The sequence below is a fragment of the Limnohabitans sp. T6-5 genome (assembly GCF_003063315.1).
Classification (GTDB): Bacteria; Pseudomonadota; Gammaproteobacteria; order Burkholderiales; family Burkholderiaceae_C; genus Limnohabitans_A.
In genome coordinates, this window is the sequence record NZ_NERV01000002.1 from 344,794 (window position 1) to 370,100 (window position 25,307).

Sequence of the window (25,307 nt, forward strand, 5' to 3'; positions counted from 1 at the left end):
TCAGGCTCCTTTTATTCGACGTTGAAATCCATGCAGCGACGTTCTTTGACGACCGCTTTCATGAAGGGTTTGATGGCCACATGTTGCGGGTGATTCTGGTAGGCCGCTAGCACCTGCGCGTCATCGAGCAGCATGTGGAGCACCAAATCATTCGTGCAGTCCATGCCCGGTGTGGCGGTGGCGACTTCAAAAGTACGGATACCGGGCACCACCTGAGCGCATGACAGCAACAAAGCCTTGGCTTTTTCCAGATTGGTGGCCTTGTCCGCCCCTTCGGCCTGCTCGTGCAGGTTCCACATCACGATGTGTCGGATCATCAGAAAGCCTCCTCGGGCAGTTCGGCGCAAGTCGGGTCGCGGCTGCTGACCACGTTCAGCCAGGCCCCAATCTTGGGCAATTCATAACGGAAGAAGTAACGGCAGGCCGCGCGGCGGCCCTGCGCTGCGGGGGTGTCATGGCCGTCCAGGCTTGCCGCCACATCGAGCCAGATCCAGGCGATGACCGTGTGGCCAAAGGCCTGCAAATACGGAACTGCATTGGCCAGCGCCTGAGCAGGTTCTGCGCCGTCCCAGGCTTGCTGGGTGGCTTGGCCGATTTGCTTGAGCGCGTCACGCAAAGCTGCGGCTTCAGGACCCCAGCTGGCTTGCGCCTTGTTCGCGGTAGACAGCATGCGCTCCGCCAACAGTTGCAGGCCCCGGCCGTTTTCCATCAACACCTTGCGGCCCAAGAGGTCCATGGCCTGGATGCCGTGCGTGCCCTCGTGGATCATGTTCAGGCGGTTGTCGCGCCAATATTGCTCCACCGGAAAGTCGCGGGTGTAGCCGTAGCCGCCGTGGATCTGTATGGCCAAGCTGTTGGCTTCCAGGCACCATTCGCTGGGGAAACTCTTGACGATGGGCGTCAGCACTTCGAGCAGCAGGCGCGCCACATCGGCGTTTTCGGCCGTGCCGGTGTGCTGTTCGTCCACCAGGCGGGCGCTGTACAGGGCCAGCGCCAGTGCGCCTTCGCTGTAGGCTTTTTGGGCCAGCAACATGCGTTTGATGTCGGCGTGTTCGATGATGCGCACCTGCGGGCGGCTGGCGTCTTTGCCCCCTGCCCCGCTGGGTCGGCCTTGAGGGCGGTTCTTGGCGTAATCGAGGCTGGCGTAGTAACCGGCCATGCCCAGCATGGTGGCGGCCATGCCCACGCCAATGCGGGCTTCATTCATCATGTGGAACATGCAGCGCAGACCTCCGCCGGGTTGGCCGACCAAGTAGCCCACGGCACCGCTTCCGGCGCCGTCCAAGCCCCCGCCTGAATCGCCTCGCACCGGGTACTTGCCCTCGCCAAAGTTCAGCAGCGTGTTGGTCGTGCCGCGCCAGCCGCACTTGTGGTTCAGCCCCGCCAGCGCCACGTCATTGCGCTCGCCGGTGAGTTGGCCGTCTGTGCCCACCAGCTTCTTGGGCACGATGAACAGTGAAATGCCTTTGACGCCCGGCACCAGTTGGCCATTCGCATCCGGGATCTTGGCCAGCACCAAATGGATGATGTTCTCGGAGAGTTCGTGCTCGCCCGAGGAAATCCACATCTTGTTGCCTTTGAGGCGGTAACGCGCCCCCAAAGCGTCAGCTTCAAAGTCAGCGCCATCGGGCGTGGCACGGGTCGTCACGTCACTGAGCGACGAGCCCGCTTGCGGCTCACTCAGGCACATGGTGCCCGAAAAGCGGCCATTGAATTCGTTGGCCGCAAACACCTGCTTTTGCAGATCGGTGCCGTGCACCATCAGCAAATTGGCATTGCCGCTGGTCAGCATGCCCGAGCCGATGCTGACCGAAGCCATGGCGAAAAACGCATTGGCCGCTGCCTCCACGGTGTAGGGCAATTGCATGCCGCCAAACTCGTAATCTTGCGCGGCGCTGAGCATGCCCGACTCGGCATAGGCCTTGTAGGCGTCGTGTGTGGCTTGCGGCAAGATGACTTTTTCGCCATCAAAGTGCGGCTCTTGCGTGTCGACCAGTCGGTTAAAAGGCGCGTACTTCTCGCGGGCAATGCGCTCGCAGGTGTCGAGCACGGCGTCAAAGGTTTCACGCGAGTGGTCGGTAAAACGCTCGCGGCTTTGCAAGCTTTCGACCTTCAGCCAGTCGTGCAGCAAAAAATCAACGGTGGGGCGCAGGCTCATGTCGCATCATCCCGGTTCAAAAAACAGACAAAGAAAAAGGCGGTCAGCTGCAAACCGACCGCCTTGGTGTTGATCAGGCGTCAACAGCCACGGGCATCACAGCACTTCAAAAATGCCGCAAGCGCCCATGCCACCGCCGATGCACATGGTCACCGCCACGCGCTTGGCGCCACGGCGCTTGCCCTCGATCAGGGCGTGGCCCGTGAGGCGCTGGCCCGACACGCCGTAGGGGTGACCCACTGCGATCGCGCCACCGTTGACGTTCAGACGATCGGCCGGGATGCCCAGCTTGTCGCGGCAATACAGCACCTGCACCGCAAACGCTTCGTTCAGTTCCCACAGGTCGATGTCATTGACGGTGAGGCCCAAACGCGCCAGCGCTTTGGGCACGGCATACACGGGGCCGATGCCCATTTCGTCAGGCTCGCAACCGGCCACAGCAAAACCGAGGAAACGGCCCAGGGGCTTCAAACCGCGTTGTTCGGCCAGCTTTTCGTCCATCAGCACGCATGCGCCTGCGCCGTCCGAAAACTGGCTGGCGTTGCCCGCTGTGACCAAACCACCGGGCAAAGCCGAGCGCAAGCCGCTGATGGCTTCCACGGTGGTGCCTTCGCGCAGACCTTCGTCCACGCTCACAGTGACTTGCTTTGTGGTCATGCCCATGACCTTGTCAATCACGCCTTGCGTCACGGTGATGGGCGCGATTTCGTCGTTGAACAAGCCAGCAGCTTGCGCAGCGCAGGCTTTTTGCTGGCTGGCCGCACCGTAGGCATCCATCACGTCACGGCCGATCTTGTAGCGCTTGGCCACTTGCTCGGCGGTTTGCAGCATGTTCCAGTAGATCTCGGGCTTCATCTTGGCCAAGGCCAAGTCTTGCAGCATGTGGGTGTTCATTTCTTGCTGCACGCAAGAAATGCTTTCCACGCCACCGGCCACATACACCTGGCCTTCGCCCGCGATGATGCGTTGCGCCGCCAAAGCAATGGTTTGCAGGCCCGACGAGCAAAAGCGGTTCACGGTCATGCCCGACACCGAAATCGGCAAACCGGCCTTCAGGGCGACTTGGCGGGCGATGTTGGCACCGGTGGCACCTTCGGGCGTGGCGCAACCCATGATCACGTCTTCGACTTCGGCGGCGTCAATGCCCGCGCGGGCCACAGCGTGCTGCACGGCGTGACCGCCGAGAGTTGCGCCGTGGGTCATGTTGAAAGCGCCCTTCCAGCTCTTGGCCAGAGGGGTACGGGCGGTAGATACGATCACTGCATTGGTCATTTTGAATCCTTGTTTATGGCGTTGAGCGTTGAGCGTTCAGCGTTCAGCGTTCAGCGTTGGGGGATGTGGATGAGCGTCTGGTTATGTGCATGGAGCGATGAGCGGTGAACAGTTGTTCCCAGTCTTTTCACGCTCAACGCCCAACGCAGAACGCTCAACCCCAAGTCAGTTGAATGTCTTGCCTTCGGCCACCAAACGTGCCAACAAAGGCGCGGGTTGCCAGAACTGGGCGTCGTCGTGCGGATTTTTCGCAAAGCGCTTCATGGCTTCGGCGACGTTGAACAGGCCAATCGTGTCGGCGTAGTTCATGGGGCCACCGCGCCAGAACGGGAAGCCGTAACCGGTGATGTAGACCATGTCGATGTCGCTGGCCTTGCTGGCAATGCCTTCTTCCAGAATGTGGGCGGCTTCGTTGACCAGCGAGAACACCAGGCGTTGCACGATTTCGTCGTCCGAAATCTTGCGTGCGGTGATGCCCATGTCGGCGCGGTGCTTTTCGATCATCTCGACCACCACGGCGCTGGGGATCGCGTCGCGCTTGCCAGCCTGGTAGTCGTACCAGCCTGCGCCGGTCTTCTGACCGTAACGGCCCATTTCGCACAACAAGTCAGCGGTTTTGCTGTACTTGAGATTGGGCTTTTCGGTGTAGCGGCGCTTGCGAATGGCCCAGCCGATGTCGTTGCCGGCCAAGTCGCCCATGCGGAAGGGGCCCATGGCAAAACCAAACTTCTCGACGGCTTTGTCCACCTGAGCGGGTGTGCAACCTTCTTCGATCAGGAAGCCAGCCTGGCGGCTGTATTGCTCGATCATGCGGTTGCCGATGAAACCATCGCACACGCCCGAGACCACCGAAGTTTTCTTGATCTTTTTGCCAATGGCCATCACGGTGGCCAGCACGTCTTTGCCGGTTTGTGCACCGCGCACGACTTCGAGCAGCTTCATCACGTTGGCGGGGCTGAAGAAGTGCATGCCGACCACGTCTTGTGGGCGCTTGGTGAAAGAGGCAATCTTGTTAACGTCAAGCGTCGACGTGTTGGAGGCCAGGATGGCGCCGGGCTTCATCACTTCATCGAGCTTCTTGAAGACGGCTTCTTTCACGCCCATTTCTTCAAACACGGCTTCGATCACCAGGTCAGCCTGGCCGATGTCGTCGTAGCTCAGCGTGGTGGACAAAAGCGCCATGCGCTCGTCGTATTTCTCTTGCTTGAGCTTGCCCTTTTTGACTTGCGCTTCGTAGTTCTTGCGGATGGTGGCCACGCCACGGTCCAGCGCGTCTTGTTTCATTTCCAGCATCTTGACCGGAATGCCCGCGTTCAGGAAGTTCATCGAGATACCGCCGCCCATGGTGCCCGCACCAATCACGGCGATCGACTTGATCTCGCGCTTGGGTGTGTCTTCGGGCACGTCAGGGATCTTGGATGCTGCACGGTCGGCGATGAAAATGTGGCGCAGTGCACGACTTTCAGGCGTCAGCATCAGGTTCATGAAGATGTCACGCTCAACGACCATGCCGTCGTCAAATTTCTTCTTGGTGGCGGCTTCAACCGCGTCCACGCATTTGGCTGGTGCAGGCAGGTTTTTGGCCATGCCCTTGACCATGTTGCGTGTGAACTGGAAGTACGCATCGCCTTGGGGGTGCTTGCAAGGCAGGTTTTTGACCAGCGGCAGTGGCGTGCCATCGGCATGCGTTGCGGCCACTTTGCGCGCCAAGGCCAAAGCTTCTTCAGCCAATGATTCGGCTGACTTGGCCATCACATCAAACAGCTTTTGACCGGGCAACATGGCCAGCATTTCGCTCTTGATGGCTTCGCCGCTGACGATCATGTTGAGCGCCGCTTCGACACCGATCACGCGGGGCAGACGCTGCGTGCCGCCTGCTCCGGGGATCAGGCCCAGCTTGACTTCAGGCAGCGCAATGCTGGCGCCAGGCGCTGCGATGCGGTAGTGGCAGCCCAGGGCCAATTCCAAACCACCGCCCATGGCGACCGAGTGGATAGCGGCGACCACGGGTTTGCCCGAGTTTTCGCAAGCGCGGATCACGCTCAGCAAATTGGGTTCCTGGACCGCCTTGGGCGACCCAAATTCACGGATGTCCGCGCCGCCCGAGAAGGCTTTGCCACCACCGGTGATGACAATTGCCTTGACGGCCGCGTCGTTGTTGGCTTTTTCCAGACCATCGGTGATGCCGATGCGGGTGGAAAGACCCAGACCATTGACGGGCGGGTTCATCAGGGTGATGACCGCGACATCACCGTGGACTTTGTATTCAGCTGTCATGCTGGCGTTCCTTTGCGTGAAATAAAACTGCGAATAAAAAAGAACGGTCGTTCTATTTTGCTGTGATTGTAGTGGCTCAATGGCCAAAAACGCAGAGATGCTGTCTCAACCGGGACCGATTTCAGACTTCCAGCCATTCCTTGCGGATGTAGGTGTTTTGCCGCAAGTCATCGGGCGTGCCTTCAAACACGATGCTGCCGTGACCCATGACCAATGTCCGATCTGAAATGTTCATGGCGATCGTCAGTTTTTGCTCGATCAGCAACACCGAAATGCCACGGCTTTTGAGCTGTTGCAGGTATTGGCCCACCAGTTCAACGATCTTGGGGGCCAGACCTTCCGTGGGCTCATCGATGATGATCAAGTCCGGGTCGCCCATCAGTGTGCGGCACAGGGTGAGCATTTGCTGTTCGCCGCCCGACAAAACCCCTGCCTCGGTGTGCTCACGCTCTTTGAGGCGCGGAAACATGGCGTACATGTCATCGAACGACCAGCGGCTGTTTTTGGCCCCCGATTTCTGCCCCAGTTGCAGGTTTTGCGACACCGTCAATTTGGGGAAGATGTCGCGGTTCTCCGGCACATAGCCAATCCCCAAGTGCGCCACTTCGTAGGCTTTTTTCCCCTGAATCGGCTGGCCCCGCCAGTCAATCAGGCCTTGGCAGTCCACCAGGCCCATGATGGCCTTGGCCGTGGTGGAGCGGCCGGAGCCGTTGCGGCCGAGCAAAGCCACGATCTCGCCTTGGCCCACGCCAAAGCTCACACCATGCAGCACATGGCTTTTGCCGTAATAGGCGTGAAGATTTTCAACTTTGAGCATGTCAGTGGCCTCCCGCCTGGCTGTCGGCCACACTGGAGCCCAGGTAAGCCTCTTGAACTTTCGCATTGGCGCGGACCGCTTCAGGCGTGTCAAAGGCGATCACTTCGCCATAGACCACCACCGCAATCTTGTCGGCCAGCCCAAACACCACGCCCATGTCGTGCTCCACCGTCAGCAGTGTTTTGCCCACGGTGACTTCCTTGATGAGGCGGATGAAGCGAGAAGTCTCGCTTTTGCTCATGCCCGCCGTCGGTTCGTCCAGCAAGATCACATCCGAGCCACCTGCAATGGTCACGCCAATTTCCAGGGCACGCTGCTCGGCATAGGTCAGGTTCATGGCCAACACATCGCGCTTTTTGTCCAAATGGATCATCTCCAGCAACTGATCGGTGCGTTCGTTGGCATCTTTCAAGCCCGACAGGAACTTGAAAAAGGTGTACTTGTAGCCCAGGCTCCAGAGCACGGCGCAGCGCAAGTTTTCAAACACGCTGAGCTTGGGAAAAATGTTGGTGATCTGGAAGCTGCGCGACAGCCCCATGCGGTTGATTTCATAGGGGGTCTTGTGCTGGATGCGCTGCCCATTGAGCAAAATGTCGCCGCTGGTGGGGCCAAAGCGCCCGCTGATCAGGTTGAACAACGTGGATTTGCCAGCGCCGTTGGGGCCGATCACCGCCACGCGCTCACCCGCTTGCACCGCCAGGTTCACGCCACGGATGATCTCGGTTTTGCCAAAGTTCTTGCGAAGGTCTTTGAGTTCAAGAGCGTAGGTACTCATACTGCGGTCTCCCGGCGCTTGATTTCTTTTTCAATGTCGGTCTGGATTTCGCCCCACTCCAGCACGTATTGACGACGCGACAACTCAAACAGGCCCAGGCCTGTGAGCATGACAAAGGCGCAGCCAAACCAGCTGTCCAGGCCTTTGGCGTTCAGGCTCACGCCCATGAATTTCACGGTGTCACCCAATGCGGAATTGAGTTGCAGGTGGTAAACCATCTCGATCATGGCCCCCGCACCGGCCAGCATCACGAAAGCCGTCAGGCCCAAGCCCAGGTAGCTGATCCAGATTTGGCGCAATTTGCCAAATTTGGCCACCCGCAGGTTCATCATGATCAAGCTGGCAATGCCGCCCGGGGCGTACATGACCATGAACAGGAACACCAAGCCCAGGTACAACAGCCAAGCCTTGGTCAGCTCGGACAGCAGCACAAAGGCAATGACCTTCAGGATGGCGCCCAGAATGGGGCCAAAGAAGAAGGTGGCGCCCCCCAGAAAGGTGAACAGCAAATAAGCGCCTGAGCGCCCTGCCCCCACCACTTCGGCGGTCACGATCTCGAAGTTGAGCGCGCCCAAGCCACCCGCAATACCGGCAAAAAAGCCAGCGATGATGAAGGCCATGTAGCGCACGCGCTGCGTGTTGTAGCCAATGAACTCGACGCGCTCGGGGTTGTCACGCACCGCGTTCAGGATGCGGCCCAGGGGTGTCTGGGTGAAGGCGTACATCAAGGCCACAGACACAAAGGTGTAGGCGGCGATCAGGTAATAAACCTGAATTTGTGGGCCGTAGGTGATGCCAAAAAACGCTTGCCCAGCCACCCGGTTGCCCGACACGCCGGCCTCGCCCCCGAAAAATTCGGAGAACATGAGCGACATGGCAAACACCAGCTCGGCCACGCCCAGGGTGATCATGGCAAAGGGCGTGCCCGATTTGCGCGTAGTGACATAGCCCAACAAAACGGCAAAGCCCATGCCCGCCAAGCCGCCAATGATGGGCAGCAGGCTCACGGGGATGTGCAGCTTGCCACCGCTCACGGCGTTAAGGGCGTGAATGGCCATGTAAGAGCCCAGCCCGGTGTAGACCGCATGGCCAAAGCTCAGCATGCCGCCTTGGCCCAACAAGATGTTGTAGGACAGACAGGCAATGATGGCGATGCCCATCTGCGCCAGCATGGTGGTGGACAAGTTGCTGGTGAACACCAGCGGCGCAGCCAGCAGCACCAGCGCGAACAGGCTCCAGATGACCCAGCGGCCCACGTTGTAAGGTTTGAATTTGTATACAGCAGCCATGTCTTAACCCTCGCGAGTGCCCAAAAGACCCTTGGGCCGGAAGATCAGGATCAGCACCAAAAAGAGGTACGGCAAGATCGGCGCCACTTGTGACAAGGTCAACTTGGCAAATGAATTGTCTTGGGTGGCAGCTGACAGCGCCCAGCCCATGTCTTTGGCCAGGGTGAGGAAGGAATAGTCAATGGCCACGGCAAAGGTCTGAATCACACCGATCAGCACCGACGCCAAAAACGCGCCAGACAGCGACCCCATGCCGCCCACGACCACGACCACAAAGATGACTGAGCCCACGGTGGCGGCCATGGCCGGTTCGGTGACAAAGGTGCTGCCACCGATGACACCGGCCAGTCCCGCCAGGCCCGTGCCTGCACCAAACACCAGCATGAACACACGCGGCACGTTGTGGCCCAAAGACTCGGTCATTTCGGGGTGCGTCAAAGCCGCCTGGATCACCAAGCCAATTCGCGTGCGCGTCAGCAGCACCCACAAAGACACCAGCATCAGCAAGGCCACCAGCATCATGAAGGCGCGTGTGGCCGGAAACGGCGAACAAACCACGCGAACGGCGGCATCGGCAGCGCGGCAAACATCGGCAGACGCAGAGCCCCAAACCAGACTCAGGCCTTGCACGGAATGGTTGATCAGGGTGAAGGCCGAGCTGCGCAGGATCTCGGGCGGTGCAAATTCAACCGCTGTGCGGCCCCAGATCAGTTGCACCAGTTCGAGCACCACATAAGACAGGCCAAAAGTCACCAGCAACTCAGGCACATGGCCAAAGGGGTGAACTTTGCGCAGGGTCACGCGTTCAAACAGCGCACCGCAGGCCCCGACCAGCAAAGGCGCCACGATGAGTGCGGGCCAAAATCCGATCCAACCCATCAGGGTGTAGCCGAAATAGGCGCCGATCATGTAAAAGCTGGCGTGCGCAAAGTTGAGCACACCCATCATGCTGAAAATCAGCGTCAGCCCGGAGCTGAGCATGAAGAGCAACAGTCCGTAACTGAGACCGTTGAGCATGGAGATGATGAAAAACTCCATAAGAAACTTTCCAGGCTGTCACTCAGCCTAACTTCGTTACCGAAAGTGGGTTGCCCGGGGTCAACCCGATGAAAACAGCGCCAAGGCGCCCAAAAAAAGGCCCGACAACGAGGGAGTTATCGGGCCTCTTGACCCTTCCTTCTCAGGCGAGCACAAGGCCCGCCCATGTCCTGATCAGCCTGGACGCTTCATCTGGCAGCTGGTCGGTGTGCTGGACACGTACGATGGGAACTCCTTGACGGGTGCCAGCGTCATGCCGGTGTTTTCCGGGCTGTAAGGGTATTTCTTGTCGGCTTTTTGCCAGACGGTCATGTACAGCGGCTGCTGCAACTGGTGGTCAGCCTTGCGGATTTCCACTTCACCGTTGAAGTTTTTGTACTTCAAGCCCTCCATCGCTGCCGCCACTTTGACAGGGTCGGTGGATTTGGCTTTGGCCATGGCTTCGCCCAAAGCGTTGTAGATGGAGATCACCGAGCCGGTGTAGAAGTCATCGTTGAACTTGGTCTTGAACTCGGCCATCCACTTGCCCAGGTCGCCACCCATGTTGTAGTGGTTGTAGGCGATCTGGTAGACGCGGCCTGCACCGCCTTGACCCAGCGCTGTGGGTGTGCCCGACACGCCGGTGTAGTAGGTGTAGAACTTGCCGGTGTAGCCCCCTTCGTTGGCGGCCTTGACCAGCAGCGACAGGTCAGAGCCCCAGTTGCCGGTGATCACCGTGTCGGCACCCGAGGCCTTGATCTTGGCAATGTAAGGAGAGAAGTCACGCACCTGGGCCAGTGGGTGCAAGTCTTCGCCCACGATCTGGACGTCAGAACGCTTGCGGGCCAGGTTTTCCTTGGCGAACTTGGCGACTTGGTGGCCATGCGAGTAGTTCTGGTTGAACAGGTAAACCTTCTTGATGTCCTTGTCATCCTTCATGAAGGTGGTCATGGCCTCGATCTTCATGGACGTGTCGGCATCAAAGCGGAAGTGCCAGTAGCTGCACTTGCTGTTGGTGAAGTCGGGGTCCACTGCAGAGTGGTTCAGGAAGATGATTTCCTTGCCCGGGTTGCGCTCATTGTGCTTATTGATCGCTTCGATCAGAGCGCCGGCCACAGAAGAGCCGTTGCCTTGCGTGATGTAGCGCACGCCCTGATCCATGGCAGCTTTGAGCGCGTTCAGGCTTTCAGCGGGGCTCAATTTGTTGTCAATGCCAATGACTTCGAACTTGACGCCCGCAGGGTTGCTTTGGCTGAATTTTTCGGCAAAGAACTGAAAACTCTTGAGCTGGTTGCTGCCCACGGGGGCCATCAGGCCGGACAGCGGGTCGATCCAGGCAATCTTGACGGTCTCGCCTTTTTGAGCCCAGGCGCCAAAAGCACAAGCCGCCAAAGCTGCGGCGGTGATCAATCGGGTGGTGAATTTCATGGTTTGTCTCCTACAAATTGAGTCGTTACAAGGTCAGCGTAACCGTGTTGTGTGCAAACACGCACGGGGTTTGCCCCTAAGTCTTATCACCCACGCGACTTGCCGTCACGCGGGCAGGCTGGCTTCAAAGGCCAGGCAATGTGTAACCAGTCAATTGCTCACGCAAGCGTGTCTTGAGCATCTTGCCCGTGGCGCCCAATGGAATGGCGTCGACAAACACCACATCGTCCGGAATTTGCCATTTGGCGGTCTTGCCCTCGTAGAAGGCGATCAGCTCATCTCGGCTGACTTGCGCGCCAGGTTTTGTGACAACACACACGATCGGACGCTCATCCCACTTGGGGTGGCGCATGCCGATGCAGGCCGCCATGGCCACGGCCGGGTGCGCCATGGCGATGTTTTCCACATCAATGGAGCTGATCCATTCGCCGCCCGACTTGATCACGTCCTTGCTGCGGTCGGTGATCTGCATGAAACCATCGGCATCGATGGTGGCCACGTCGCCCGTCGGGAACCAGCCATTGACCAGCGGATCGCCGCCCTCTTGCTTGAAATACGAAGCGATGACCCAGGGGCCTTTGACCAACAGATCGCCCGCCGATTTGCCATCGTGCGGCAGTTCTTGACCCTGCTCGTCCACGATCTTCATGTCAATGCCGAAAATGCAGCGGCCTTGCTTCATGCGGATCTTCATCTTCTCCGCGTCGGACAAGCGCTCGTGCTTGTTTTTGAGGTTGCACAAGGTGCCCAGCGGGCTCAACTCGGTCATGCCCCAAGCGTGCAGCACTTCAACACCGTAGTCTTCGCGGAAGGCGGTGATCATGGCTGGCGGGCATGCCGAGCCGCCAATCACGGTGCGCGTCAACTTGCTGAACTTCAAGCCTGCAGGTTTCATGTGGCCCAACAACATTTGCCAGACCGTGGGCACGCCCGCCGCAAAGGTCACGCCTTCGGTTTCGATCAATTCATACACCGATTTGCCGTCCAGCGCTGGCCCTGGAAAGACCAGTTTGGCCCCCACCATGGCCGCGCTGTAGGGAATGCCCCAGGCGTTGACGTGGAACATGGGCACCACCGGCAAGATCGAGTCGCGGGCCGAAATGCACATCACATCAGGCAAGGCCGCTGCATAAGCGTGCAAGACCGTCGAGCGGTGGCTGTACAACGCCCCTTTGGGATTGCCCGTGGTACCACTGGTGTAGCACAGCGTGCATGCGGTGTTTTCGTCCAGGGTCGGCCAGTCATAGGTATCGGGCTGTTGGCCCATCCAGGCCTCGTAGCTGACCAGACCCGGAATGCCCGTATCTGCAGGCAGTTTGTCGGCATCGCACAAGGCGACGTATTGCCGGATGGTCTTGCACTGGGCGTGCACTGCTTGCACCAGCGGCAAAAAGGTCATGTCAAAACACAAGACTTGGTCTTCCGCATGGTTGGCAATCCAGGCAATTTGCTCGGGGTGCAGGCGCGGGTTGATGGTGTGCAGCACGCGACCCGATCCGCTGACACCAAAGTACAACTCCAGGTGGCGATAGCCGTTCCAGGCCAGCGTGGCCACTCGGCTGCCTTGCGCCAGCTGCATGCCATCCAGAGCATTGGCCACTTGCCGTGAGCGGCGCGCCGCCGTGGCCCAATTGCTGCGATGAATATCGCCTTCCACACGGCGAGAGATGATTTCACCATCGCCATGGTGGCGTTCGGCAAAGTCGATCAAAGAGGAAATCAGCAGTGATTGCTGTTGCATCAGTCCGAGCATCGGGTTCTCCTGTCAAGGTTGTGAATATTCAATCGAATCATTGTGCACGCACGCGCCAAGGCCCTTTTTGAGAAAACCCGCCAAAACACGGGTTCTTGTCAAGGGCGTGACAATCCGGCATGCCTTCCTACCCCGACCTTGCTGCCCATGCGGATGCGCGCTCCAGCCCTTTGACCTGGACACACCGACTGACCCAACTGGGCCCACAATTTTTCACCCGCCTGCACCCAACGCCCTTGGCTGCACCCGTCTGGGCCATGCGCAATCTGGACTTGCTCAAGGACTTGGCTTGGCCCCAGTCCTTGCTGGATGAACAGCACTTGCAGGCGTTTGCGGGCAATGCCTTGCTGCCCGGCGCGGACCCACTGGCCACGGTTTACAGCGGCCATCAGTTCGGCCAATGGGCGGGCCAGCTGGGCGATGGCCGGGCCATTTGGCTGGGCGAGGCGCAATCGGCGCTGGGACCGCAAGAAATTCAGCTCAAAGGCGCAGGCCCCACGCCCTACTCCCGGCGCGGAGATGGCCGGGCGGTGCTGCGCTCCAGCATTCGGGAATACCTGTGCAGTGAAGCCATGCATGGGCTGGGCATCCCCAGCACACGGGCCTTGAGCCTGGTGGCCTCACCCGAGCCTGTGCGCCGTGAAGTCATGGAAACCGCCGCCGTGGTGGCCCGCGTGGCGCCGAGTTTTTTACGGTTTGGGCACTTGGAACATTTTTCTGCGCAAGGCGATGTGGCCAACCTGCGCGCCTTGGCAGACCATGCCATCGCTCACCATTTGCCCGAATGCCATGCGCGCGCTGAAGGCTGGGGTGGCAATGTGTATGCGGCCTTGCTGGATGTCGTGCAAGAGCGCACCGCCCAACTGCTGGCCCAATGGCAGGGCGTGGGTTTTTGCCACGGCGTGATGAACACCGACAACATGAGCCTGCTGGGCCTGACCATCGACTACGGCCCCTTCCAGTTCATGGATGGCTTTGACCCCGGGCACATTTGCAACCACACCGACACCCAGGGCCGCTACGCCTACAGCCGCCAGCCCAACGTCGCTTACTGGAACCTGTTTTGCCTGGCACAGGCTCTGCTGCCGTTGATTGAAGACCAAGACCTGACGCTGAAGGTGCTGGAAGGCTACAAAACCGGTTTTCCCCGTGCGCTGGGCGCTGTCATGCGGGCCAAGTTGGGCCTGACGGGTGATCTGGCCACGGAATCGGCGCGCGAAGCCGACTGGTCGCTGGTTGAAGATTTGTTGCAATTGCTGGCCTCCGAACGGGTGGACTACACCCACTTTTGGCGGCAACTGAGCCAAGCCATGGCCGCAGGCTGGCCGGACATGCAAGGCATGCAAGACCTTTTTCTGGATCGCCCCCGTTGGCAAGCCTGGCTGGCGCGCTACCGTGCCCGCGTGGGCGCAGCACCTTCTCAGGCCTTGGGCTTGGCCATGCTGCGCGTCAACCCCAAGTTCGTGCTGCGCAACCATTTGGCCGAAATCGCCATCCGCCAAGCCCAAAATGGTGATTTTTCTGAAATCGAGACCCTGCACAACTTGCTACAGTCACCCTTTGACGAGCATCCCGGCTTGGAAGCCTATGCCGACCTGCCGCCCGATTGGGCGGGCCAACTGGAGATCAGCTGTTCATCATGAGCAAAATTGAAAAAACCGAACAAGCGTGGCGCGAGCTGCTGGCAGCCAAAGGCGCTGAGCCTGCAGCATTTGCGGTGACGCGCCAGGCCGCCACCGAGCGGCCTTTCACCGGCAAATACGAAGGCCACTGGGCCAACGGAATTTACCGCTGCGTCTGCTGTGATGCCGAACTTTTCAAGTCAGACACGAAATTTGATGCCGGTTGTGGCTGGCCCAGCTTCTCGCAAGCCACATCGGACCAGGCCATTGAAGAGCGTGTGGACATCAGCCACGGCATGCGGAGGGTGGAAACCGTCTGCACCCAATGCGGCGCACACCTGGGCCATGTCTTTGAAGACGGCCCGGCCCCAACCGGCCTGCGCTACTGCATGAACTCCGCCTCGTTAGACTTCGAAGCTTTATGACCCCCGCCGCCTGTTGACCCGGGCGCTCCCTACGCCGATTGCCTCCATGAAATTTCTGATCGATTTTTTCCCCATCCTGCTGTTTTTCGGCGCCTACAAAACCACCGACATTTACACCGCGACCGCCGTGTTGATGGCCGCCACCGTGCTCCAGACAGTCCTCATCTACAAAATGGATGGCAAGCTGCAAGCCATGCACAAGATCACTTTGGTGCTGGTGCTGGGCTTTGGGGCCCTGACCCTGGGCCTGCACGATGAACGCTTCATCAAGTGGAAACCCACCTTGCTCTACACCGGCTTGGCCGTGGCGCTGGGCGTGGCCCATGTGTTCCTGAAGAAAAATTTCCTGCTCATGTTGCTGGGCCAGCAATTGGAATTGCCGCGCCAAGTTTGGCACCGCATGAACATCTCCTGGATGCTGTATTGCTTGTTCATGGCCGCGATCAACGGCTATGTGGCGGCTTATTACAGCACCGAAGACTGGGTCAATTTCAAGCTCTGGGGCTACGCGTTTCCCTTGATTTTTATTGTCGGACAAGGCCTTTACGTGGCCCGGCACCTGCCTAAAGACGGGTCTTCGTCATGAGTGGACAAACACAGGCCAGCGTCAGCCAACGCATCCAAGACCGGCTCACCGAGCGCCTGCAACCCACAGCCCTGAAAGTGATCGATGAAAGCGCGGCCCACGCCGGACATGCGGGGGCCAGCGCCAGTGGCGAAGGCAGTCATATTCGTGTGTGCATTGCTTCACCTTTGTTTACCACGCTCAGCCGCGTTCAGAGGCATCGTCTTGTGTATGATGCGCTGCAAGATTTCATTGACCAAGGCCTGCATGCCTTGGCCATCGAGCTGATCTGAAACCGGGCAGCCACAGTATCAAGTGGCCGCCTTTTTTTGTACCCTTGTTTCATACCTGACAACCAAGTCATTGAGGAAAAGACAATGAAAAAGCAAATGCTCAGCGCCGCCGTGGTGGCCCTGATGGCTGTTCCAGCCTTCGCGCAAAACATCGCTGTGGTCAACGGCAAGCCCGTGCCCTCTTCGCGCGTGGAAGTGCTCAAGCAGCAAGTCGAAGCATCTGGCCGCCCGGTCACCCCCGAAGTTCTGGCTCAAATCAAGGAAGAACTGATTGCTCGCGAAATCTTCATGCAAGAAGCCAAAAAACGCGGTCTGGATGCTTCTGAAGAGTACAAAAACCAGCTTGAGTTGGCCCGTCAAACCATTCTGATCCGTCAACTGTTTGCCGATTTCCAGAAAAAGAATGCCGTCACCGATGCCGACATCAAAGCCGAATACGACAAATTCGCCGCGGCCAATGGTGGCAAGGAATACCGCGCCCGCCACATCCTGGTGGAAAAAGAAGGCGAAGCGCTGGCCCTGATCGCGGACATCAAAAAAGGTGCAAAATTTGAAGACCTGGCCAAAAAAGCCTCCAAGGACCCAGGCTCCGGCGCAAACGGTGGTGACCTGGACTGGGCAGCTGCAGGCAGCTATGTGCCCGAGTTTTCGGGTGCGATGACCAAGCTTGAAAAAGGCCAGATGACCGAAACCCCGGTGAAAAGCCAGTTTGGTTACCACATCATCCGTGTGGATGACGTGCGTGAAGCCCAATTGCCCAAACTCGAAGAAGTCAAACCCCAGATTTCGCAGCAATTGCAGCAACAAAGACTGGCCAAGTTCCAGGAAGAATTGCGCAGCAAAGCCAAGATTCAGTGATCTGCGCGCTGCACGCCCCGGAAAAACGCGACTTTGGTCGCGTTTTTTTTGCCGCCATGAATGCACAGTGCGCTCTGGGGCTACAGGCACTGGCCGGGGCTAAGAGGCGTTTCGCTTGGCCACATCACCCCAACCAGCACCAGCAGCCCCAGAGCGGGTGGTTTGCCTGAGTTGCCAACGTTGCAAGCTGGGATAATCCCAGCCCATGCAGCCTCACCAACTCGAACTCCTCGCCCCCGCCCGCAACCTGGAGATCGGCATCGAAGCCGTGAACCACGGAGCGGACGCGGTCTACATTGGCGGACCATCCTTTGGCGCGCGCTCCACGGCCGACAACTCCGTGCAGGACATTGCGAAACTGGTGCAGCACGCGCACCGCTTTCACAGCCGCATCTTTGTCACGCTCAACACCATCTTGCGGGACGACGAACTCGAAGGCGCTCGCAAGCTGGCCTGGCAGATGTACGACGCTGGCGTAGACGCGCTGATCGTTCAGGACATGGGCCTGCTCGAGATCGACATGCCGCCCATCCAGCTGCACGCCAGTACCCAAACCGATATCCGTACGCCCGAGAAAGCCAAATTTTTGCAAGACGCAGGTTTGAGCCAGATCGTGCTGGCCCGCGAGCTCACGTTGCCGCAGATCAGCGCCATCCGGGACGTGATTGATACCGAGCGCACCGTGATTGAATTTTTTGTGCACGGCGCTTTGTGCGTGGCCTACAGCGGGCAATGCTTCATCAGCCATGCGCACACGGGCCGCAGCGCCAACCGGGGCGACTGCTCTCAAGCCTGCCGCCTGCCGTATGAAGTGAAAGACGCGCAAGGCCGCATCATTGCGCACGACAAGCATGTGCTGAGCATGAAAGACAACAACCAAAGCGAGAACCTGCGCGCGCTGGTGGATGCGGGCATCCGCAGCTTCAAGATCGAAGGCCGCTACAAGGACATGGCCTATGTGAAGAACATCACGGCCCACTACCGCAAGCTGTTTGACGAGGTGCTGACCGAGCGCCCGGAGCTGGCCCCTGCCTCACATGGCCGCACCACCTTCAGCTTCGAGCCGGACCCGAATCAGAACTTCAACCGCGAATTCACCGACTACTTTGTGCAAGGCCGCAAGGAAGACATCGGTGCCTTCGACACCCCCAAGAACCCCGGCCAGCCGATTGGCTGGGTGAGCAAGGTCACGTCCGAGCATGTCGAAATCACCACCGACGACCCGGCTGCCGAGCTGCACAACGGCGACGGCCTGTGCTACTACGACCTGCAAAAGGAGCTGGTGGGCCTGCAGATCAACCGGGTGGAAGCGCAGAAAACCAAGGGCGTTTGGCGACTGTTCCCCAAAGACCCGATGGACGGCTTCAAGGACTTGCGCAAAGGCGTGCAGGTCAACCGCAACCGCGACATGAGCTGGGTGCGCACGCTGGACAAAAAGTCTGCGGAACGGCGGATGGGCGTTTGGATGCAGCTGTCTGAAACGGCCGATGGCCTGCAATTGACCCTGACCGACGAAGCGGGCCACACCGGCACGGCGCACATGGCCATGGCCTGGCAAGCCCCCAAAGACCCAGCCCAGGCAGAGGACAAACTGAAAAGCGCTTTGGGCAAACTGGGCGACACCCTGTTCGAGCCGCTGGATGTGCAGCTCGCCCTGCCCCGCCTCTGGTTTGTGCCGCCCTCACAGCTCAACGCCTTGCGCCGCGACGCGGTGGCTGCGCTTGAGACCGCACGCGCCCAGGGCCTGCAACGCCTGCCGCGCGCCGTGCCCATTGAGCCGCCCGTTGTTTACCCCGAAGACACGCTGACCTACTTGGCCAACGTCTACAACCAAAAAGCGCGTGACTTTTATGACAAGCACGGCGTGAAGGTGATCGCCGCCGCCTACGAGGCGCAAGAAGAACTGGGCGAAGTCAGCCTGATGATCACCAAGCACTGCGTGCGCTTTTCGATGAGCCTGTGCCCCAAGCAAGCCAAAGGCGTGACGGGCGTACAAGGCACCGTGAAAGCCGAGCCATTGCAACTGATCAACGGCAAGGAAAAACTCACCCTGCGCTTTGACTGCAAGCCTTGCGAAATGCATGTGGTGGGCAAGATCAAGAAGTCGGTGCTCAACGCCGTGTCCGAAAGCCCAGTCAATTTCTACAAGACACGACCCATCGTAGGCATGCACTGAGGTTGCGCCAGGCCAAGGCGATGTGGCGCTTGCATGGGACATTTTCGGCGCTCAACTTGAGCTTCACCTTGCCCTTTAACAAGGCCTGAAAGGGATGATGGCCTTGAGAGTGTGTCGGATGGATGATTAAAACAATAAAATCATCAAATTTGCACGCAAGGTCAATTCACGATGAACGCCTACAACATCCAGAGTCTGTTCATATTTTTTGGATTGATCTCTCTCCTGGGAGGTGTTGCCGCCAGCTTTTTTTTCAAGCAACTGGATTCATCGGCCCGGTATTGGACGGTGGCTGCGCTGCTGTGGGGGGTGACCGGCATCCCCACCGTTTTCCGTGAATCGCTGGCGCCCCTTTGGTCTTACAGCATTCCGATCGGATTGAACAGCGCCAGTTTTGTGTTGATGGGCATGGGCTTGGCCCGTTTTTACGATCAAGGGCCCCAAGTGCGCCGCTTGTCTGTTTTGGCCATTGCGACACTGGCTTTCATCGTGCTCATGGAATGGTGTCGCGTCAATGCAGGCCCGAAAGTGACCTTGATTTTGTCGAGTCTGGCTTTTGGCTTGCCATCGATCTTGTCCATTGTGCCGGCGCGCCAGGTTTTTGTGCGCACAGGCAACACGTTTGCGTGGCACATGCAATGGGTTTTGCTGGGCCTGGGTTTGCTGCACTTTTTACGGTTGCAAGGGGTGATCACCCATTGGGGCATTCAGACATTCAGCCGGGACAGCTGGACACTGGGTCTGTGGTCCATGATTTTTGTGTTCGGTTTGCTGCGCTATTTCATGTACATCGCCATGCGCATTCAGGCGCAGGCCGACCATCTGAGACAAACCGCCATCGAAAAAACACGGGTACAAGCCAATATGCTCATGCTGGAGCAACTTGCACAGCACGAGCGGCACCGCAGCGTGGGCTTCATTTCGGGCTCCATCGGCCATGAACTGAATCAGCCGCTGGCTGCCATACAAGGCTATGCCGAGCTCGCACAACACCAAGCGCAATCCATTGGACTGACCGACCGTTTGATGCGGCAATGCGTGGACAAGATCATCGCGTGCACCCACCGGGCCAGCCAAATGGTCCAGAACATCCGAAAATATGCCCCGCCTGTTTCACTGGCCAGCCAAAGCATCAGCTTGCGCGACATGCTTGAAAAAGTGTGCGCCTTACTCGAGTCAGAGGCCCGACTGAAAAACGTCAGCATCAACATGCCCACAGCCATGGCGCAAGGCATGGTCCAAGCGGACCCGCTGCAGTTGTCACTGGTGATCCAGAATGTGATGCGCAATGCCTTGAAGGCCATGGCCACATCCCCCGTTCGGGCGTTGACACTGAAGCTGAGACTGCTTGATGCCAGCTGGGTGTTGAGCTTGTGCGATACAGGTCCAGGCTTTCCCGCAGATGCCCAGAAGTTCATTGACATGCCATTTGACACAGAACGATCCAATGACTGGGGTGTGGGACTTTCCGTGGCCCGCCACATCCTGGCGCAATACGGGGGGCAATTGAATTTTCACAATCTGGCTGAGGGTGGCGCTTGTGTGCAAATCAGCCTGCCATGTGCGGCAGACACGGAGCTCCCCCCGCGTCAGATGTCATGGTGACCGCAGTGAATGGCTGTTACATACTTTGGTAACACTTTGCTGAAGTTTGTATGCCTGCTGATAGGATGGCCCCTCCATTTTTTGAACAAAGCCCTCCGTGAACACCCCACGTCGCCACACCTTCTCACTGCATTGGATCACCGCTTCTACGCTGCTTGCGGCAGGGCTGCTCGCAGGCTGCGCGAGCACTGGCGTCAACCCGACAGGCATGCCTGTGCTCTACCCCAACGCTGCCTACACAGCCATGGGCGAATCGGCCGCCAAACAACATCTGAGCCAATGCATGGCGATCGCCCAGGCGAATGGTCTGCCCCCTTACGAAGACCACAACGCAGTGGCCTCGGGTGTCAAGACGGGGGCCGCCATTGCAGGCGTCACGGGGGCCGTCAGTGGCTTGGTGTTTGGCCGAGGCAATTTGAATGATGCGGTCAAGTACGGCGCGCAAAGCGCTGTGGTGGGCGCAGCCGCTGGCGGAACGCGGGGTGCCATGAGCCCGCAACGCCCCAACAACATCTTCCGCCAGTTTGTTCACCGCTGTGCCAGCGAAAAAGGACTGGACATCATCGGCTGGCAATGAGCCTGGGCAGCTGAAACACCTGACAAATCTGTCAGCAGCATCGACAGCTTGGCCGGATGGGTGATGAAAGTGCTAGATGAACAACAGGTTTTGCAGGGCCTGGCCTTTGTTGTTGCGGTACACGTCAAAGTCTTTGTCAATTGACACCACATGGCGAATCTGCAGGCGTTCGGCAGCTTCTGCGATGGATGCGTCGGCCAAGTCGAGGGGCAAGCTGGCAAAACGCTTGCTGATCCCGAGCACACTGGTCAGGCTCCAATCGGCAGGCTTGTCCAGCTGAAGTGCCCCGCGCTGCACCCATTGCAAAAAATCGAGTGCAGCCTGGTTGTGCACGCGCCTGGACAACAAGGCGCAGACCTCGGTCAGCACTGGCCAAGTGGTGTGCAAGCTCACATCAGGGTGTGTTTGCAACCAGGTCAGAATCGGCCGGTGCCACTTATCGGCACTGTTGAACAAGGCCAGCAAAGGACCGCTGTCCATCATGGCTTGCAGCACCGGCGGGCGAGCCAGCCAGACTGGGCTGGGTTCTTGGGCCGTCCATGCCTGGGTGCTCATGAGCGACTTTCGTGCTTGGCTTGCAGGGCCTGCGCCCATTCATTTTTGCGGTTTTCAGCCAGATCGACCGGCCCAGCAAATCTGCCAAAAACGCCCTCACCCAAATCCCACGCCGATGGCGTGGCAGCAGGCTGTGCCAAATAAGCCGTCAAGGCGTCGCGCATGACTTCGCTCAGACTTCGGCCTTCCTGCGCGCAGCGCATGCGCAAGGCGTTTTCAAGGTTTTCAGTCAATTTGACGGTGGTGGTCATGATGGCTCCGGGTAATAAAATTATTATTACCAAATGCCATGTACCTGTCAACCCGCCTCCAGTCGGCGTTCCATCACCTCAGTGCTGCGTCTCGGCATGACAAGCAAACAAGCGTCTGAATTGACACCTCAGGGGCTTGGCATCTTGGCAAGGGGCCCTGGTTGACGTGCCCCCTCACCCCAAGGGTTTGAGCAATTCGTTCAAATCCGACTCGCCAAACAACGGCTCTTTGCGCTGCACGGCACCTTCGTACATGTCCTGCGCCAATTGCGCCTTGCGCTCTTGCAGGGCCAGCATGCGCTCTTCAATGGTGCCTTGAGCGACCAGCTTGACCACCCAGACGCTTTGTTTTTGGCCAATGCGGTGCGCGCGGTCGGTGGCCTGGTTTTCCACGGCAGGGTTCCACCACGGGTCGTAATGGATCACGGTGTCGGCCTGTGGCAGGTTCAGCCCCACACCACCAGCTTTGAGGCTGATCAGGAACAGCGGCACCTGGCCGCTGGTGAACTTGTCGATGATGGTGTCGCGGTTCTTGCTTTGGCCCGTGAGCTTGACCCACGGGATGCCCAGCGCAGGCAAAGCTTCTTCGATCAAACCCAGCATTTGGGTGAATTGCGAGAACAGCAAAATCTTGCGACCTTCGGCCACCATCTCGGGCAGCATGTCCAAAAGCTGGCTGAGCTTGGCCGACTCGCGCACCTGGCTGGCCGCACTGAGCTTGAGAAGTCGCGGGTCGCAGCAGACCTGACGCAGCTTGAGCAGTGCGTCAAGGATGGTGATTTGTGACTTGCCCAGTCCTTGGGTGTGCAGCGCTTCGCGCACGGTTTTTTCCATGCCCAGGCGGATGGTCTCGTACAGGTCGGCCTGCGGGCCTTCGAGCGGCACCGGCATCAAAGTTTCGATCTTGGGCGGCAATTCGCTGGCCACCAGGTCTTTGGTCCGCCGCAACATGAACGGGGTGATGCGAGCGCGCAGTTGGGCCATTTTTTCGGTATGGCCCTGACGCTCGATCGGGTTGCGATACAACTCGGTGAAGCGTTTTTGGCTGCCCAAGAAACCTGGCATCAAGAAGTGAAATTGGCTCCACAACTCGCCCAGGTGGTTCTCAATGGGCGTACCCGACAGGCACAAACGGTGGCTGACCGGGATTTCGGTGACCACTTGCGCCGCATGCGTGTTGGCATTTTTGATGTTTTGGGCCTCGTCCAGCACCAACAGGTGCCAGGGCGCAGCCAGCCACAAATCGCGGTCACGCGAAAGCAAAGAATAAGCGGTGATGACCACGTCAAACCCCGCCAGATCGGCCACGGTTTCATGCCGCGACAAACCGTGGTGGATGTGTGTTTTGAGCGCTGGGCAAAAGCGTGCGGCTTCGCGCTGCCAGTTGCCCAACAGGCTCACGGGCGCCACGATCAAGGCCGGTTGTGACAAACGGCCTGCCTGTTTTTCGGTCAGGATGTGGGCCAGCGTTTGCAGCGTTTTGCCCAGGCCCATGTCGTCGGCCAGGATACCCGCCAGTCGGTGCTCGCGCAAAAATTGCAGCCAGTTGAGCCCTTGCTGCTGATACGGGCGCAATGTGGCCTGCAAACCGGCTGGAGGCGGCACCTCGGTCAAGGCTGTCTCTCCGCGCATTTGCTGAATCAGGGTAATCAGGCTTTTGGCGCCTTGCCAGACAGCGCCCTCACCCAGCGATGCCGCAGTGCGCAAGGCATCCAGGCGCGACAAGCGCAGCGCATCACCATCCCAATCGTGGCCGCGTTCACCATGCAACTCCATCAACATGGTCAGCCAGGGCTGGATCTTGGAGGTGGGCAGCTTGACGTAGCCGGGGCCATGCAAATCGGGCAGATACAAATGGGGGGGCATGGCCGTTTCGCCCTCGGCCAAATTCCAGGCCGACTGCCCACTGCGAGCCAAGGCCGCCAAAATGGCCGGCACCCAAGGCAGGATGTTGACCCGCTGGCCGTCAATGTCCATGCCCAGCGACAGATCAAACCAGGGCGAGGTCTCGTCGACAGCATCCTGACCGGACAGGTTCACATGCACATCGTCGGCATAGCGCAACCAATGGTCGAGGCCTTCATGGCCTTGCACCACCAGCCCGACTTCGCGCAAGGGGGCAAAGTCAGACTCGACCCAGTCCAGCCAGCGTTCAGCGCCGGCTGGCCCGGGTATGCCCAACACATTGTCCTGCCAGACTTGAAAACCCAGATCGTCCAGCGTCTCCCAAATCTCCAGCTCGGCGCTCAAGTCGCGCACCAGCATGCGGGCCTTTTGGCCCTGGCCGATCACCACACGCGTTTGCTGATGCGACCAGTGGCCTATATGCCCCTGGTAATCAAAATCCAGCTGCGCATGAAACAAGCCCTGCTCGGTGCGCAAATGGGCGGCAATGGCCGTCAATTTGAGTACGCCGACGGGTTGTACACCGCGAATTTCAGGCATTTTCTCGATGACTGGCGGCAAAGGCAGGGGTCCGAGTCGTTCCATCAATTGCTGCTGAAATTTGACCGCCACGCGCTCGGGCAACACAGGCGACTGTGTCAGCAGCAAAACCTGATCGGGGCTCATGCCCAAGGTGTCGAGCGGGCCGCACAGGCCTTGCAGCACATCGACGTAAAAAGGCGGGTCATTCAGTCCATGAACCACCCCTGCCCGTTCGGCCTGCATGTGCAATTTCCAGCCTGCGGAACTGTTCTCCTGTGTGGGCACGGCTTGCCAGCTGCCTTCGAACCGGATGGGCGCATCCGTCCACTGCAAAGGCTTGAGTACGCCGTGGGTGTCCCACATCAACCGCCCGGTCTGGCTGCACATCTGCAGCAACATTTGGGCGGCCACCCCCTGCAATTTCACCGAACTGTAGAAGCCGTATGAGCTGAAGCTGTTGGTGGGCGGGCACGCTTTGATGAGGTCAAAAATACCCCGTTCAGAAGGCGCACAGGTGCGCCAGATCGGTGCGTGCGCCAGCGGTTCGCTGGTGACCTTCTTGGGTTTGCTCCATTGGCCATCGCGTTTGAGATTGGATTGCGTAATGGTCAGATGAAACACGGGCCTTTGCCCCATCACGGCCTGAGACAGGACGTACAGGAAGTGCTCATTTTTGCTGCCCGGCAAACTGAAGTTCTGCTGAAGATGGGCCGTTTCAAGTCGGGTGAGCCAATCGCGCACCAGGTATTCGGCCTGTTGCAAGGCGCGTTCTTCGCGCAGTTGCGTCTGGCGCTCGGCGGTTTCGCCGGGCTCAACGGCCTCGCTTTGCTCGTCCAGCATGGAAAATCCCTGCATGGAGGCGTGAATGCCCAAAGCCGCGCCGTGCTTGCACATGCGCCCCACCGGGCATGTACAAGTCGAGCGCCAGGCCTGCAAGTTGCCACCTTCAGAGACGCGCAGCTGCGCCGTCACCTTGTAAGGCGATGTCTCACGACCTTGCACATGGGCAATGAGGCGCCAGCCGTCGCCATCAGGCGTCATCTGGGCGGACACAACCTCGTTTTGCAGGTACAGCGCCGTGCCTTTGGCCCACGAATTGGAGTCAAAGTAAAACGCCAGTTGCGATGGCGGAAACCACTGTTCAGAGACCACAGATTTCATGCATTC

The 25,307-nt window shown here is 58.9% G+C and carries 21 protein-coding genes; 8 read left to right on the plus strand and 13 right to left on the minus strand.

All coding sequences use genetic code 11. The features are described 5' to 3' along the window. Nucleotides 1-11: 11 nt before the first annotated feature. The 10 genes from B9Z51_RS07310 to B9Z51_RS07355 all read right to left on the minus strand — a co-directional run bounded on the left by B9Z51_RS07310 (nt 12) and on the right by B9Z51_RS07355 (nt 12,786). The gene (locus tag B9Z51_RS07310) at nt 12-317 is read right to left on the minus strand and encodes a Dabb family protein (RefSeq protein ID WP_108322657.1); all 306 of its coding nucleotides are present in this window, start codon (nt 315-317) and stop codon (nt 12-14) included. Beyond that, nucleotides 317-2,158, minus strand: coding sequence for an acyl-CoA dehydrogenase (locus B9Z51_RS07315; RefSeq protein ID WP_108373271.1), 1,842 nt, complete (start codon nt 2,156-2,158; stop codon nt 317-319). Before B9Z51_RS07315 ends, B9Z51_RS07310 begins: the two co-directional genes overlap by 1 nt. A 96-nt stretch (nt 2,159-2,254) precedes the next feature. Then, nucleotides 2,255-3,430 (minus strand): acetyl-CoA C-acyltransferase, encoded by a 1,176-nt coding sequence (locus tag B9Z51_RS07320; protein ID WP_108322659.1) that lies wholly within the window; start codon nt 3,428-3,430, stop codon nt 2,255-2,257. A gap of 165 nt (nt 3,431-3,595) precedes the next feature. Further along, nucleotides 3,596-5,707, minus strand: coding sequence for a 3-hydroxyacyl-CoA dehydrogenase NAD-binding domain-containing protein (locus tag B9Z51_RS07325; RefSeq protein ID WP_108373273.1), 2,112 nt, complete (start codon nt 5,705-5,707; stop codon nt 3,596-3,598). A 121-nt stretch (nt 5,708-5,828) separates the two neighbouring features. Beyond that, complete coding sequence (locus B9Z51_RS07330; RefSeq protein WP_108373275.1) at nt 5,829-6,524, minus strand: ABC transporter ATP-binding protein; 696 nt, start codon at nt 6,522-6,524, stop codon at nt 5,829-5,831. Nucleotide 6,525: 1 nt separating this feature from the next. Then, nucleotides 6,526-7,299 carry an ABC transporter ATP-binding protein gene (locus B9Z51_RS07335; RefSeq protein WP_108373277.1) on the minus strand — a complete coding sequence of 258 codons (774 nt, stop codon included), beginning with the start codon at nt 7,297-7,299 and terminating at the stop codon, nt 6,526-6,528. After that, nucleotides 7,296-8,588 carry a branched-chain amino acid ABC transporter permease gene (locus B9Z51_RS07340; RefSeq protein ID WP_108373279.1) on the minus strand — a complete coding sequence of 431 codons (1,293 nt, stop codon included), beginning with the start codon at nt 8,586-8,588 and terminating at the stop codon, nt 7,296-7,298. The genes B9Z51_RS07335 and B9Z51_RS07340 overlap by 4 nt, the downstream gene beginning before the upstream one ends. Before the next feature lie 3 nt (nt 8,589-8,591). Continuing rightward, a complete protein-coding gene (locus tag B9Z51_RS07345; RefSeq protein ID WP_108373281.1) occupies nt 8,592-9,626 on the minus strand; it encodes a branched-chain amino acid ABC transporter permease in 1,035 nt (344 codons plus the stop codon). Nucleotides 9,627-9,800: 174 nt separating this feature from the next. Then, on the minus strand, nt 9,801-11,033 hold the full coding sequence (locus B9Z51_RS07350) for a branched-chain amino acid ABC transporter substrate-binding protein (protein WP_108373283.1): 1,233 nt from the start codon (nt 11,031-11,033) through the stop codon (nt 9,801-9,803). A 124-nt stretch (nt 11,034-11,157) separates the two neighbouring features. Further along, nucleotides 11,158-12,786, minus strand: a complete 1,629-nt coding sequence (locus B9Z51_RS07355) for a 3-(methylthio)propionyl-CoA ligase (protein ID WP_108373285.1) — start codon at nt 12,784-12,786, stop codon at nt 11,158-11,160. A gap of 119 nt (nt 12,787-12,905) precedes the next feature. On the opposite strand from B9Z51_RS07355, the gene B9Z51_RS07360 reads away from it, so the two are divergent. The 8 genes from B9Z51_RS07360 (at nt 12,906) to B9Z51_RS07395 (ending at nt 20,907) form a co-directional block, all read left to right on the plus strand. Next, entirely contained in the window at nt 12,906-14,429 is a 1,524-nt protein-coding gene (locus tag B9Z51_RS07360) for a YdiU family protein (protein WP_108373286.1), read from the plus strand. Then, a complete protein-coding gene (gene msrB, locus B9Z51_RS07365) occupies nt 14,426-14,833 on the plus strand; it encodes a peptide-methionine (R)-S-oxide reductase MsrB (protein WP_369958754.1) in 408 nt (135 codons plus the stop codon). The genes B9Z51_RS07360 and msrB overlap by 4 nt, the downstream gene beginning before the upstream one ends. Nucleotides 14,834-14,879: 46 nt before the next feature. Next, on the plus strand, nt 14,880-15,419 hold the full coding sequence (locus B9Z51_RS07370; protein WP_108373288.1) for a septation protein A: 540 nt from the start codon (nt 14,880-14,882) through the stop codon (nt 15,417-15,419). Then, nucleotides 15,416-15,691 carry a BolA family transcriptional regulator gene (locus B9Z51_RS07375; protein WP_108373290.1) on the plus strand — a complete coding sequence of 92 codons (276 nt, stop codon included), beginning with the start codon at nt 15,416-15,418 and terminating at the stop codon, nt 15,689-15,691. Before B9Z51_RS07370 ends, B9Z51_RS07375 begins: the two co-directional genes overlap by 4 nt. Before the next feature lie 84 nt (nt 15,692-15,775). Then, nucleotides 15,776-16,549 carry a peptidylprolyl isomerase gene (locus tag B9Z51_RS07380; RefSeq protein ID WP_108373292.1) on the plus strand — a complete coding sequence of 258 codons (774 nt, stop codon included), beginning with the start codon at nt 15,776-15,778 and terminating at the stop codon, nt 16,547-16,549. A 205-nt stretch (nt 16,550-16,754) separates the two neighbouring features. Further along, nucleotides 16,755-18,725, plus strand: coding sequence for a U32 family peptidase (locus B9Z51_RS07385; protein ID WP_108373294.1), 1,971 nt, complete (start codon nt 16,755-16,757; stop codon nt 18,723-18,725). 171 nt (nt 18,726-18,896) lie between these two features. Further along, nucleotides 18,897-20,330: a sensor histidine kinase gene (locus B9Z51_RS07390; protein WP_108373296.1), complete on the plus strand. Its 1,434-nt coding sequence runs from the start codon at nt 18,897-18,899 to the stop codon at nt 20,328-20,330. Between the two features lie 97 nt (nt 20,331-20,427). Beyond that, nucleotides 20,428-20,907: a glycine zipper family protein gene (locus B9Z51_RS07395; protein WP_108373298.1), complete on the plus strand. Its 480-nt coding sequence runs from the start codon at nt 20,428-20,430 to the stop codon at nt 20,905-20,907. 72 nt (nt 20,908-20,979) lie between these two features. On the opposite strand, the gene B9Z51_RS07400 is transcribed toward B9Z51_RS07395, so the two are convergent. The 3 genes from B9Z51_RS07400 to B9Z51_RS07410 all read right to left on the minus strand — a co-directional run bounded on the left by B9Z51_RS07400 (nt 20,980) and on the right by B9Z51_RS07410 (nt 25,301). Beyond that, nucleotides 20,980-21,462: a type II toxin-antitoxin system VapC family toxin gene (locus tag B9Z51_RS07400; RefSeq protein ID WP_108373300.1), complete on the minus strand. Its 483-nt coding sequence runs from the start codon at nt 21,460-21,462 to the stop codon at nt 20,980-20,982. Then, on the minus strand, nt 21,459-21,713 hold the full coding sequence (locus B9Z51_RS07405) for a CopG family transcriptional regulator (RefSeq protein WP_108373302.1): 255 nt from the start codon (nt 21,711-21,713) through the stop codon (nt 21,459-21,461). The genes B9Z51_RS07400 and B9Z51_RS07405 overlap by 4 nt, the downstream gene beginning before the upstream one ends. A 174-nt stretch (nt 21,714-21,887) precedes the next feature. Continuing rightward, nucleotides 21,888-25,301: a DEAD/DEAH box helicase gene (locus B9Z51_RS07410; protein ID WP_108373303.1), complete on the minus strand. Its 3,414-nt coding sequence runs from the start codon at nt 25,299-25,301 to the stop codon at nt 21,888-21,890. Between the last annotated feature and the right edge of the window lie 6 nt (nt 25,302-25,307).

Excerpts from the sequence above, each read along its gene's own strand:
- B9Z51_RS07310 (WP_108322657.1), bottom strand. The coding sequence starts at position 317 with ATGATCCGACACATCGTGATGTGGAACCTGCACGAGCAGGCCGAAGGG.
- B9Z51_RS07315 (WP_108373271.1), bottom strand. The coding sequence starts at position 2,158 with ATGAGCCTGCGCCCCACCGTTGATTTTTTGCTGCACGACTGGCTGAAG.
- B9Z51_RS07320 (WP_108322659.1), bottom strand. The coding sequence starts at position 3,430 with ATGACCAATGCAGTGATCGTATCTACCGCCCGTACCCCTCTGGCCAAG.
- B9Z51_RS07325 (WP_108373273.1), bottom strand. The coding sequence starts at position 5,707 with ATGACAGCTGAATACAAAGTCCACGGTGATGTCGCGGTCATCACCCTG.
- B9Z51_RS07330 (WP_108373275.1), bottom strand. The coding sequence starts at position 6,524 with ATGCTCAAAGTTGAAAATCTTCACGCCTATTACGGCAAAAGCCATGTG.
- B9Z51_RS07335 (WP_108373277.1), bottom strand. The coding sequence starts at position 7,299 with ATGAGTACCTACGCTCTTGAACTCAAAGACCTTCGCAAGAACTTTGGC.
- B9Z51_RS07340 (WP_108373279.1), bottom strand. The coding sequence starts at position 8,588 with ATGGCTGCTGTATACAAATTCAAACCTTACAACGTGGGCCGCTGGGTC.
- B9Z51_RS07345 (WP_108373281.1), bottom strand. The coding sequence starts at position 9,626 with ATGGAGTTTTTCATCATCTCCATGCTCAACGGTCTCAGTTACGGACTG.
- B9Z51_RS07350 (WP_108373283.1), bottom strand. The coding sequence starts at position 11,033 with ATGAAATTCACCACCCGATTGATCACCGCCGCAGCTTTGGCGGCTTGT.
- B9Z51_RS07355 (WP_108373285.1), bottom strand. The coding sequence starts at position 12,786 with ATGCTCGGACTGATGCAACAGCAATCACTGCTGATTTCCTCTTTGATC.
- B9Z51_RS07360 (WP_108373286.1), top strand. The coding sequence starts at position 12,906 with ATGCCTTCCTACCCCGACCTTGCTGCCCATGCGGATGCGCGCTCCAGC.
- msrB (WP_369958754.1), top strand. The coding sequence starts at position 14,426 with ATGAGCAAAATTGAAAAAACCGAACAAGCGTGGCGCGAGCTGCTGGCA.
- B9Z51_RS07370 (WP_108373288.1), top strand. The coding sequence starts at position 14,880 with ATGAAATTTCTGATCGATTTTTTCCCCATCCTGCTGTTTTTCGGCGCC.
- B9Z51_RS07375 (WP_108373290.1), top strand. The coding sequence starts at position 15,416 with ATGAGTGGACAAACACAGGCCAGCGTCAGCCAACGCATCCAAGACCGG.
- B9Z51_RS07380 (WP_108373292.1), top strand. The coding sequence starts at position 15,776 with ATGAAAAAGCAAATGCTCAGCGCCGCCGTGGTGGCCCTGATGGCTGTT.
- B9Z51_RS07385 (WP_108373294.1), top strand. The coding sequence starts at position 16,755 with ATGCAGCCTCACCAACTCGAACTCCTCGCCCCCGCCCGCAACCTGGAG.
- B9Z51_RS07390 (WP_108373296.1), top strand. The coding sequence starts at position 18,897 with ATGAACGCCTACAACATCCAGAGTCTGTTCATATTTTTTGGATTGATC.
- B9Z51_RS07400 (WP_108373300.1), bottom strand. The coding sequence starts at position 21,462 with ATGAGCACCCAGGCATGGACGGCCCAAGAACCCAGCCCAGTCTGGCTG.
- B9Z51_RS07405 (WP_108373302.1), bottom strand. The coding sequence starts at position 21,713 with ATGACCACCACCGTCAAATTGACTGAAAACCTTGAAAACGCCTTGCGC.
- B9Z51_RS07410 (WP_108373303.1), bottom strand. The coding sequence starts at position 25,301 with ATGAAATCTGTGGTCTCTGAACAGTGGTTTCCGCCATCGCAACTGGCG.